The following is a 1560-nucleotide window of genomic DNA, read 5'->3' on the forward strand; positions in this document are numbered from 1 at the left end:
TTTTGGGGGATTTAGGGGGCGCGTGATGTAGCAACTTTCAGAGGATATCTCAAAAGTTTTTTGAGACTGAAATTTGCCCCCCTAGCCCCCCAAAAGTTGGGGAAAAAAAGAGTCAATTTGCTATCTTTAAGTCCCCCAATTTTGGGGGATTTAGGGGGCTTGGAGTTTTGTAAATTTTTCCCTATTCAACTAACTCTATTCCACCACTTTTTTCTCCTCTTCATTCAAGCTAATTTTTGTCTCTTCATCAGACTTTTCTGCAGCTTTTGTCAATTCAAAAATTGGTGGTTCTAAATCAGGAATAGGTACTTCAAAACCAGGTGGTAAAGGTGGCAGTTGTGGTACACCAGAATCTAATTCTTTAGTTTGTTTCACCAATTCATTAATACTTATTTCCGGTACAGGTGGTATTTCAGTAACTTTCAACGCTGTCATCAAATTCACCAAAGCAAACTGAATATGAGTATCTGGGTTTTTCGCAACCCACCCATCCTTTGTTAACTGTCGCATTTCAAAATGTAAGTGCGGACCTGTAGACATTCCCGTACTTCCAACGCGACCGATAACTTCACCTTGTTTCACAACTTCCCCTGGTTTCACAAAAATTTCTGATAAGTGACCGTAGAGAGTTTCCAAAGATTTTTTCTGGTGGTCTAACACCACAGTTACACCATAACCTCCTAACCAGTCAGCGATCGCTACTTGACCTGCATAAGTTGCAACTACTGGGGTTCCTGTTGGCGCTCCTAAGTCTGTACCTGTGTGAAATTTCTTATAACCTAATATTGGATGTTGTCTCCAACCAAAAAATGAAGTTATCGGTGCGGGGATAGATAGAGGAAATATTATTCTAGTGTTACCATTTCCTGGTACTGCTGGCGGTCGCATGGTGCGGTTGTAATATGCTAAACCTGACTGAGTAATGGGGTTATCAAATAAACCCTGCACCTGAGCGGGTAAAACTGCAGCGACTTCTACTCCTTGTGACGACCCTGAGTAGTAACTTGGAGTGTAGGAAGTGCTGGAGTAATAACTGTTTTGACTGGAGGATGAACCAGAGTAGTAGCTAGTTTGACTATAACTAGAAGTGTCTGAATAATAATTGTTGTTGGAGGAGTAATAGTTACTTTTGGAGGATGAGTAATAGTTGTTATCGTAGGATGAGTCTTGATAGTTATTTTGAGAATAGTAACTTTGTTGAGTTTCCGCACTCCATGAATTGTTGGATGCTGTTTGAGCAGGAGCGCTCCAGTTATTAGTCTGAGCAGGAGCGCTCCAATTATTTGTTGCAGTTGTAGAACTCCAGTTATTAGTCTGAGTAGGGGCGCTCCAATTGTTATTTTCGGCAACAGCACCCCAATTTTTGTTAGTTGTTGGATATTGGGCGATATCACCTGTGGAACGTTCGGAGAAAACTACTGTGTTTGGTGCTTCATAACTTTCTGTTGCGCCAGTTTTGTATTCTGTATTATCTATATAAGCGTTGGTCGAACCGTCATAATAATAAAGTTTTTCAGGTTTTGGTAATGTTAGAGGTGGTAACTCCTGATATTTTGGTTG

1 protein-coding gene is annotated in these 1560 nt (G+C 40.8%); it reads right to left on the bottom strand.

Annotation, left to right across the window (positions count from 1 at the left end; genetic code table 11):
* Window positions 1-195: 195 nt before the first annotated feature.
* Window positions 196-1560 (bottom strand): M23 family metallopeptidase (locus D5R40_RS40460; RefSeq protein ID WP_282433708.1); only part of this gene is annotated, 1365 nt, incomplete at its 5' end.

It is taken from the genome of Okeania hirsuta (assembly GCF_003838195.1).
In the GTDB taxonomy this organism is placed as follows: Bacteria; Cyanobacteriota; Cyanobacteriia; order Cyanobacteriales; family Microcoleaceae; genus Okeania; species Okeania hirsuta.